Source organism: Microbulbifer sp., from assembly GCF_036563125.1.
GTDB lineage: Bacteria > Pseudomonadota > Gammaproteobacteria > Pseudomonadales > Cellvibrionaceae > Microbulbifer.
Genome location: NZ_DATCMV010000072.1, coordinates 1 through 9,215, shown reverse-complemented (window position 1 = coordinate 9,215; position 9,215 = coordinate 1). Strand labels below are relative to the sequence as shown.

At 62.4% G+C, this 9,215-nt stretch carries 8 protein-coding genes, 4 tRNA genes and 1 pseudogene; 1 reads left to right on the top strand and 12 read right to left on the bottom strand.

Annotated elements, in window-relative coordinates:
• The 12 genes from VIL80_RS06015 to VIL80_RS05960 all read right to left on the bottom strand — a co-directional run.
• Window positions 1–140 (bottom strand): GTP-binding protein (locus VIL80_RS06015; protein WP_332035239.1); only part of this gene is annotated, 140 nt, incomplete at its 3' end.
• 167 nt (window positions 141–307) lie between these two features.
• Window positions 308–382, bottom strand: a tRNA-Thr gene (locus VIL80_RS06010).
• Window positions 383–485: 103 nt separating this feature from the next.
• Window positions 486–559 (bottom strand) — tRNA-Gly (locus VIL80_RS06005).
• Between the two features lie 81 nt (window positions 560–640).
• Window positions 641–724: transfer RNA gene (locus VIL80_RS06000), tRNA-Tyr, on the bottom strand.
• A 109-nt stretch (window positions 725–833) separates the two neighbouring features.
• Window positions 834–909, bottom strand: a tRNA-Thr gene (locus VIL80_RS05995).
• 170 nt (window positions 910–1,079) lie between these two features.
• Window positions 1,080–1,805, bottom strand: a complete 726-nt coding sequence (locus VIL80_RS05990; protein WP_332035238.1) for an SPOR domain-containing protein — start codon at window positions 1,803–1,805, stop codon at window positions 1,080–1,082.
• A 194-nt stretch (window positions 1,806–1,999) separates the two neighbouring features.
• The gene (locus VIL80_RS05985; protein ID WP_332035237.1) at window positions 2,000–2,773 is read right to left on the bottom strand and encodes a type III pantothenate kinase; all 774 of its coding nucleotides are present in this window, start codon (window positions 2,771–2,773) and stop codon (window positions 2,000–2,002) included.
• Window positions 2,770–3,807: a bifunctional biotin--[acetyl-CoA-carboxylase] ligase/biotin operon repressor BirA gene (birA, locus tag VIL80_RS05980; RefSeq protein WP_332035236.1), complete on the bottom strand. Its 1,038-nt coding sequence runs from the start codon at window positions 3,805–3,807 to the stop codon at window positions 2,770–2,772. The genes VIL80_RS05985 and birA overlap by 4 nt, the downstream gene beginning before the upstream one ends.
• Before the next feature lie 36 nt (window positions 3,808–3,843).
• The gene (alr, locus tag VIL80_RS05975) at window positions 3,844–4,971 is read right to left on the bottom strand and encodes an alanine racemase (protein WP_332035235.1); all 1,128 of its coding nucleotides are present in this window, start codon (window positions 4,969–4,971) and stop codon (window positions 3,844–3,846) included.
• 46 nt (window positions 4,972–5,017) lie between these two features.
• Window positions 5,018–6,220, bottom strand: a complete 1,203-nt coding sequence (locus tag VIL80_RS05970; RefSeq protein ID WP_332035234.1) for an ABC transporter permease — start codon at window positions 6,218–6,220, stop codon at window positions 5,018–5,020.
• A complete protein-coding gene (locus tag VIL80_RS05965) occupies window positions 6,217–6,972 on the bottom strand; it encodes an ABC transporter ATP-binding protein (RefSeq protein ID WP_332035233.1) in 756 nt (251 codons plus the stop codon). The genes VIL80_RS05970 and VIL80_RS05965 overlap by 4 nt, the downstream gene beginning before the upstream one ends.
• Complete coding sequence (locus tag VIL80_RS05960) at window positions 6,969–8,552, bottom strand: alpha/beta fold hydrolase (protein ID WP_332035232.1); 1,584 nt, start codon at window positions 8,550–8,552, stop codon at window positions 6,969–6,971. The genes VIL80_RS05965 and VIL80_RS05960 overlap by 4 nt, the downstream gene beginning before the upstream one ends.
• A 187-nt stretch (window positions 8,553–8,739) precedes the next feature.
• Here VIL80_RS05960 and VIL80_RS05955 point away from each other — a divergent pair.
• Window positions 8,740–9,215, top strand: a pseudogene (locus VIL80_RS05955) (hypothetical protein); the annotation flags it as partial.

Here is a 9,215-nt window from a genome sequence, read left to right as displayed (position 1 = left end):
AAGGCAACGGCAGCGCCGCCCCATACTTCGGAACATACGCGGGTCAGCGCAGCGGTCAGAGTGGTTTTACCGTGGTCAACGTGACCGATGGTGCCCACGTTTACGTGGGGCTTGGAACGTTCAAACTTTTCTTTTCCCATTGCGGGCCTCCCAATATAAGCGTGAGCCGAACTAGCGACCTTACCTAAGAACAGCCCCCGCGCACTCACATAAGGAGCCCCTCGGGAACCGTCGCACCCGACCCGCAAAAGCATATAAGCCGGATACAAATAGCCGCGGAGACACAGGTCACCGCGGCCACGAATAATGGAGCTCATGGGCGGATTTGAACCGCCGACCTCACCCTTACCAAGGGTGTGCTCTACCCCTGAGCTACATGAGCTTACTCCGATTGCCAGCATCTCAGCTGACGCAGGCGGGGCCGCCTGCAATGCGCCAGACCAAAGATCACAGCGACTTTACCAACCAAGCTCCGCACTGCTTATTGGAGCGGGCAGCGGGAATCGAACCCGCATCATCAGCTTGGAAGGCTGAGGTTCTACCATTGAACTATGCCCGCGCTACCGCGTGCGTTACTCCTTAAATAGAAGACTGAACAACTTCTTCTACCTTCGATGCCAGCACACAGGCATCTGAATAATGGTGCAGGGGGGTGGATTCGAACCACCGAAGCTTGCGCGTCAGATTTACAGTCTGATCCCTTTGGCCACTCGGGAACCCCTGCCTCAAGGTGGTGCGCATTCTCCACACCATCCTATCCGCTGTCAACAATTTTTCTTTCAAATTCACACACTTACCTGAATTTCTTCAACGAACCGTGCGACTGAAAGAAATGGAGCTGGCGAGAGGAGTCGAACCCCCGACCGGCTGATTACAAGTCAGCTGCTCTACCAACTGAGCTACGCCAGCTTCTTCCAGATCGACCTTTTCAGGCCGAATCTTCCACCGGGGTTGTTGACTCCCCCTTAAGTGGAGGCGGGATTCTAGGGGAAGTGTTCACGACACGCAACAGGCTGTTGTCGCTTTTTTTCACCTCGAATGTGGACTTCGGAAATTCACCGGAAAGGCCACTCCCACACTCACTCAATTTCCTTTTCACGAATTTCACTGCACAGGTTCTGACGGCGACCAATTTCCGGGTAATCCAGTTGAAGCTGCTGCCAAAACCCATCCGCAATTTCGCCGTTACCGGCATTTTCCACAACCACCCAGCGCTCGAGATAGGTCTGCGGTTCCTCGCGATACTGCGCCGCGAATCCACGCCCCTGCAGCTCCTTGGTCAGGATACGCGCGCGCTCCTCCTCGGAAAAAATGCCAAAGGAAATCCCGTTTTCCAGCGATCCCTTGGGTATCACATAGCTGTCGACACCTGCCGCCTGCAGCTCACGCAACTTGCGAAACGCCTCTTGGGAGGAGTTCAGCGGTGCCAGAAAAACCCAATAGCGCATCTGCCCCTGCATCTCGATTTCCTTCATCGCTGCCGGCACCTGTAGCGCCTGCAGCCGCCGCGCTACTTCCTCGCCCTGATAGGCCTCGCCAAACGGGCCTACAAGGCTACAGAGCTGCCCGGTGGGTTTGCCCTCGCCCGCGGGTACCTTTTTCCGGGCCACGGCGGGCGGAGGAGTCATCTCCCGCACCGGCGCACTCAATTGTGACGAATCCGCTTCGCTCACCAGGGCAATACTGCCGGTATCCCCTCCCGCCACCTGCGGCGCGACCCTGGCCGCGGGCGCAGTGTCCGTGGTTACAAACCAGGCAAGCAGGCCGAGATTCGCCGCCGCCAACAAGAAAAATATCCAGCGCATAGTTGTCAGTCAGTTGTTATCTATCAATGTTCGGAATCGGCTTTGCATGTTCGGACGGACCTTACCGTCGATACCAGGCTCTCGCTGCCCGGACAATTTCGTAAAGTGCGGATTCTAGCCTCACTCCGCCACCGCTGGCAGTGACCGGTGCACAGGTCGCCAGCCCGCCCGGCCGCTCCAGGCGAGCAAGGTCCTCAGGGATTAGCAAGTGCCAACCCCTCCATCACCAGGTCATCCAGCAACACAAACGGCCTCTCGCTGAGGGATGCCAGCAATGCCCCGTCACCGCCGGTCAGCAGCAAGCGGGGCGCCGCAGCACCGGTTGCTGTGCCGTGCTCCTGCAGAAAACCGAGCGCCTGGTCCACGGCGCCGAGCACCATCAGCGGCAGGCCGCGATTGACCGCATCCTGGGTATTTTTCCCCGGTGCCAGCGACATGGCCGGCGCGAAGTTCTCGACGACCTTGACCGCATCGGTGTCACTGAATAGCGCCCGGCGCATCAACCCGAGCCCCGGGACGATATAACCCCCCAGATGCTCGCCGCCGTAACCGAGCAAATCCAGGGTTACCGCACTGCCACAGTCGACCACCAGCGCCGGCACCGGTGAACGTCGGTAGGCCGCGAGCACCGCCAGCCAGCGATCCACCCCCAACCTCTCCACTTGTGCGTAGGCACAGCGTACACCGGCGCACACCGCGGTCACCTGTGCGAACTCTGCGACCAGCCCCAGGTCCCGCTGCAGGCGTCCCGCGATCGCACGCTCGACGTCGCGCCCCGCGACATTGGCAACACGCACCCGTTGCGGCGCACACTCCATCCATGCCGCCGGCAGCGCAGCCTCGAGCCACCAGGGGCCGGGCGCGAATACGCCGCGGGCGACAACTTCCACCTCATCTACCGCGACAGAATTCGCGCGAATCAGCCGCCACTTGCCGCGGGTATTGCCCTGATCGAGCTCCAGAATCATGGCATGCCGCTCCCGGCCGGACGCAGGGAAATCTCTCCCCCGTGAAACGCCTGGCACTCGCCATCGATTTCCAGTAGCAGTGCGCCACTGCGATCCACCCCGCGCTCAATACCACACCAGCGCTGCTGCGCGGACTGCAGGCACACTTCGGTCCCGGCGAACTGGTCCAGCGCCTGCCAAGCTTCCCGCCATGCAGTGAAACCCGACTCGGGAAAGGTCTCCAGCATCGGCAACAATTCGTCCAGCATCGCGGCCACCAGGGCATTGCGCGAAATTCCCGGGCGCACCTCAGCGAGGTCGATCCATGGCTGCCCTATCGCCTCTGCGGCCGCAGCGGGAAGGCGCATATTCAAGCCGATACCGATCACCACCGCACAACGATCGGTGAGGTCGCCGCTCAGCTCCAGCAACACACCCGCGAGCTTGCGCTCCCGGCACCACACATCGTTGGGCCACTTGAGCCGCACATCCGGCACATCAAACCGCGCCAGCGCACGCGCAAGGGCCACACCCACCGCGAGGCTCAACCCCTCCAGCAGTTGCACCCCGCCACTGAAGCGCCAGCCGATGGAAATACTGATCCCCGAGGCAAACGGACTCTGCCAGTTGCGCCCGCGACGCCCGCGGCCGGCGGTCTGTTGCTCGGCGAGCAGTACCCCTCCATGACCGGCGCCTGTATCGAGCGCCGCCAGCATGCGCGCATTGGTGGAATCCACCTGATCAAAAACCTGCAGCTCGTTAAGCAACGGCGCCGCCAGGCCCGAAACCTGCGCGCGAATGGCCTGCTCATCCAGCAAGTCCAGACCGCCGCAGAGGCGATAGCCGCGGCCCTTTTCCGATTCCACCTGCAGCCCCAGGGCTTCCAGTTTTTGCAGCTGCTTCCATACCGCAGCGCGACTCACCCCCAATACCTCACCGAGGGATGCGCCAGAGTGCACTTTGCCGTCGGCCAGCAGTGTCAGCAGCGGCCGCAAACGGCCACTGAGCAGGTCGGTGTTGGGGATAGCGGATTCTTCGGATTTGCGTAGCGCCAAGACTCGGTTCTCCATCGGGTTGGCAGTGCGGAAAGATCAGAGATAGCGGCGGCCGTAGCGTCGCCCGAGGGACGTGAGGATTTCGTAGCCGATGGTGCCGGCAGCGGCGGCCATGTCATCCACGGTCCAGTCATCGCCCAGCAGCTCGATAACCTCGAGTCGATTGCGCTGGACTTCGCTGAGCCCGGAAATATCAAAAACACAGGTATCCATGGATACCCGTCCAAGCATCGGCACTGCGATTTTTTCGTCGCCGGCGATGGCAATTCCGCGCCCGCGACCACTCTGGGTGCGCAGTATACCGTCGGCGTACCCTCCCCTCACCACCGCCAGCCAACTGCCCGCCGCGGCGTGGCCCGCAGCGCCGTAGCCCACTGCGCTGTCGCGGGTGATCTCACGCTGCTGCAGCACCGGCACCCGCAGGCTTACCACCTGGCGCATGGGGTTTTTACGGCCCGGCAGTGGATTGATGCCATAGAGGGCGGAACCCGGGCGCGCCAGGTCAAAATGATAGGCCTCCCCCAGGCAGATACCGGAGGAATTGGCAAAGCTCGCCTGCACCGCGGGGCAGATCCGCCGCAGCTCGCGGACGAAGTCGTTAAACACTGCCAGCTGGGCGGGGTTCTGCGGGTGGTCCGGCTCATCCGCACAGGCCAGGTGGCTCAATATCAGCTGCAGATTGGCGGCCGCCAGCAACTCCGGCATCTGCAGCAATTGGGCGAATTCTTCACCGCCCATGCCGAGGCGGGTCATACCAGTATCAACCTTGAGCGCACAGGGTGCGGCACACCCGTCGGAACCGGTGAGCACGCACCACTGGCGCAGCTGTTCGGTGGTGACCAGCACCGGTATTAGATTGGCAGCGGCACAGCGCTGCTCACTGCCAGGGCGCACGCCGGTCAGCAGGTAGATCGCCACCTCCGCCGGCAACAGGGCTCGCAACTGCTCACCTTCCGCCAGGGTCGCGACAAAAAAGTCCCGACAGCCCGCGCGGTAGAGTGCCGGTGCCACCTCGCCAACCCCCAGACCGTAGGCATCCGCCTTCACCACCCCCGCACAGCGGCCACCATTGACCAGGCGCTGGCGCAGCCAGGAGTAGTTATCGACGACGGCGCCCAGATCAATGGTCAGCAATCCCTCGTGCTCGTGTTCCGAAATGCTCACGCTTACCGCCCAATTACAGAAAAATCAGTTACGAATTGGCCTGGACTCAACTGGCGGATAACAGGCTTTCCCGCTGCAGCGCGCGGGCGCCCACCATGATCGCCAATACCACCAGCGCCAATGTGACCGCAGAGCCGGCCAACATCCACACCGGGGATACCCAGTCACCCACCAACAACCCCTTGAGCCACTGCTGCTGGCCGATCAGCGGCAGCAGCTGCCAGCTGTCCGCCAGTTTGATCTGCGCCATATCCAGCACCATCAGCAGAACCACCGGCGCTATCTGCAGAATACTCAACTGGGTCTGGGCATCCTTGAACGACTGCGAACGCAACGCCAGCAGGATCTGCACTACTGCCACCAGCAATGCCAGCGGCAACAGCACCAGACCCATGGCGACAACACCGGCCAGCGTAGTGGCCTGTTGTATACCGAATTCCGCCAGCGGCATCACCGGCATCAGCAGTACCAGTGCACTGATCGCCAGCAGCGAACCGAGCCAGCCCAGGCTCGCCACCGCCAGGGTCTTGGCAGTGATGATCTGCCAGCCCGCCAGCGGCTGTACCAGCAGTGGCTCGAGGCTCAAACGCTCGCGTTCGCCGGCGGAGCTGTCCACCGCAGTGGCGAGGCAAGCGATAAACAGGGTCATGATTAACAACCCCGGCACCGTGGCCAGGATCAGCGCACCGCGGCTCGAAGGTGTACTCACATCGCGGGTCTCCAATCGCCAGGGGGCCAGCAGCTGCGGCGCCACCCCCCGCGCCGACAGGCGCTGGGTAACGATCATCTGCTGCAACGCACCGAGGCGCTCCTGTAGTTCCCGCTGGGCGCGACCGCTACCGGTGTCGGAGCTGTTTACATATAGATAAAGGCGCGGCGCGCGGAAGTCCTGGTAGCGCTGCGCGAAATCGTCGGTGATTTCCAGCACCAGATCGTAGTCCGCGGCGAGCAGATCGCGGGGGTCGCCGTCGGCCAGCGATTCCACGTCCAGCCCGGAAGACTGCAACTGCTCACCAATCAAAGGCGCGCGTTCGGCGCCGATCAGCGCCAGGCGGGTGACGTCTTCGCTCTGTTTCTTGACCATAAAGATGGTGCCACCGGCCAGTGCCGCGGGAAACATCAGGGAAAAACATATCGCCATCAACAGTGCGCGCCGGTCGCGCCAGGCTTCCAGCAGCTCCTTGCGCAGCAGCGGCGCCATCTGGGTGAGCCCGTCGAGCACCGCGCCCGGATTCCATTTATCGCTCATGCCGGCTCTCCTTGCGCTATCGCCACATTCGGCCGCTGGCCATAGGCCAGGGCGACAAAGCTGTCCTCAAGATTGCTGCAGCCGGATTCTGCCGCCAGCTGTTCCGGCGTGCCGGCCCCCACGATCTGACCCGCTGCCATCACCAGCACCCGGTCCGACAACTCGGCCACCTCGGGCATGACATGGCTGGAAAACAGGATGGTGGTACCGTCGGCGCGCAGGCGCAGCAGCGTCTTGCGCAGCAGCCGCACTGCCAGCACATCGAGGCCGCGGGTGGGCTCATCGAGAATCAGGTGTTGCGGACGGTGCACCAGCGCGCGCGCCAGCGACACCTTCATACGCTCCCCCTGAGAGAAGCCCTTGGTGCGCCGATCCCACAGCGCCCCCAGTTCCAGCTCCTCGCGCACGGCAGCGAGTGCCTCTGCCAGAGTCTTGCCGGAAAGCCCCTGCATGCGGGCGAATATGTCCAGGTACTCGCGCACCGTAAGGCGCTCATACAACCCCTCGCGATCGCCCACCACACCCAACTGGCGGCGCGCGCCCCTGGGATCCAGGGCCGGGTCGGCATTGCCCACCAGCACCCGGCCGGCGTCCGCCTTCAACAGACCGCAGATGATGCGCAGGCAGCTGGTTTTGCCTGCGCCGTTGGCGCCCAACAAGGCGGTGATGCGACCGTCGGGCACCTCAAAACTGAGATTACGCAGCACCGGCTTGCCGGCGAAGGATTTGTTGATGTTATCGACGCGAATCATTGCCGCCCTCCTTCCACATCGCCCGCCATCTCGGGGCCGGCGTTTTCCTCTTCCTGCTGGTGCTCGCCCGCGAGCCGCGAGTCCGCCTCGGGAAGCTCCGGCAACAACGCGGGGCCGAAATTGCCCGCTGTGAACGGCGGGCGATGGATATCCGCGAGACAGTTCTGGTCGAGCTCTGCCTGCGGGTGATCGAGGAATTCGAGGATCAGATCCGGCACGCAGCCGCGCATGGAATTGATATGCCCCCCGCCCTGCACCACGAGATGTTGCTTTTGTTCCAGGTACGCGAGTTGTTCATCGGCGTATTTGGGCGGGGTAATCGGGTCGGCGCTGCCAGAAATCAGCAATACCGGGTGATGGCGCGGTTGCGGGGCGTCATACGGCTGTGCCGCTACCGGCCACACCTTGCAGCCCTCGGAAAACACGCGAATAAATCCGTCGCCGATAAACGTGCCCGCGGCATCGCTGGCAATATCCTCGGCGCTGATGCGGTTCATTTCCTCGGCGCAGGCCACGGAGAAGGTGAGCCCCATGGACATCGCACCTTCCATTTCCGCAAACAGGCCGACGATACCGGACAGCGGCACATAGTTGCCGCGACCGGCCTGGTCTACCGCGAACGGCAACTGGGCCGCGGCCCCTGGATCATAGAGTGCGGTGCGCACTGCGCCCGCGAGCACCCAGGCTTCGAGCGGTTCCTCGACGGTTTTTCCAGTGAGGGGATCGGGGAAATTCTGTGCTTGTTCATCGCTCCAGTTGGCGAGCAGGGAATCCAGCTCGGTGCGCCAGTCGCCGAAACCGGCACACACCGGATCGCCGCTGCAGGCCTGCTGCAATTCCACCAGTGCCGACTCCGCAGCAGTGGCAGCAAGGAAGACCTTGGTGTCGATAGGGGCCACGCCGTCGAGCACCAGGCTCTGCAACGATTCCGGATACCACTGCTGGTACAGCAATGCAGTGCGCGTGCCCCAGGAGCCGCCCCACAGAGAAATGCGCGCGTGCCCAAGCGCCTTGCGCACGGTTTCCAGATCATCCACGGTCTGGCGGCTGTTGATTGTCAGCGGACGATCGCCCGAATTAATCCGGCACACCGCCAGCTTTGCCACGAACTGCTCGATGTTCGATGGCGCATCCACGCCGAGACCGCAATCAAAGGCATCGGAGCGTCCGCCGCCACGGCGGTCGACCATCACGATATCGCGTCCGCGGTTCAGCTTGCGCAGGGGATTGAGCAACCTCGCCAGGTCACTCGCTGCCTGTCCCGGGCCGCCGGCCAGCAGGTACAGGGGCTCGTGCTGCCCGCCATTGACCGCCGGCGCCACCAGTACCGAAAGCGCCACCTTGCCGTCGTCACTGACGGGAATACGATAACACTGCAGCGACTCTGCCCAGCCATCGACATAACAGGTTTCACTGGCGGGGACCGCAGGCATCGCCTGCACCGCGGATTCCGCCTGCGTAATGGGGGCGACACTTGTCAGTGTGACAGCCAGTACATAAAGCGAGGACAATCCCAGCCAGCGCCGCAAGCTGCACGCAATGGGGCGTTTCCTTCCGTCGAATACGCGTTCCTTTTTCACGTCCGTTTCCCGTGGATGTCAAAACCCGTCCAGTCTACCGGACTTTTTCCGACCCCGCCCACGTCTGCCAGCAAGGTCCATCACGGCTCGGTCGGCAATATCCGTGGCGTGGTGGTGCGGGCAGTGGTAAGGTTTGCGGTCATTTGCCGATTCGAATAATTTTCAGTCAACGACACCCTGGCGAACAATGAGCTTTTCAGACCGAGAAAAACAATTAATACGGGCCGCATTCGCCTGGGGACAGATTACCCAGAAAGAAGGCTATACCCTGTCTGACCTGGAGATCGAAAAGTCGGTACTGTTCCGCCGCCTGCTGGCCGGGCGCCCGCCCCTCGCGTTCCCACCACCCCTGCGTCACGGTTTCCCCTGGTACGAAGTTATCGAGGGCCGCAACGAGCATGTGGTGAGCGCGTCTGAAGCTTCACCCGAACACAGCATCATCGCCCCCGGTAGCAAACCCGGTGACACCTGTATTCTGATTGACGGCGCGTTCTGGCGCGTGGTGGAAACCCTGCGCGAGCGCGAGGAGTACATCGTCGAGTGGGGCGAGTACCCGATGCAGTGGCGGTTGCAGAAGCAGTGGGAAGTGAATTACGAAATGACCCAGCAACTGCACAATTTCCGCAAGGAAAACCCGCACGCGAATGTGACCCTGGCGAGCCG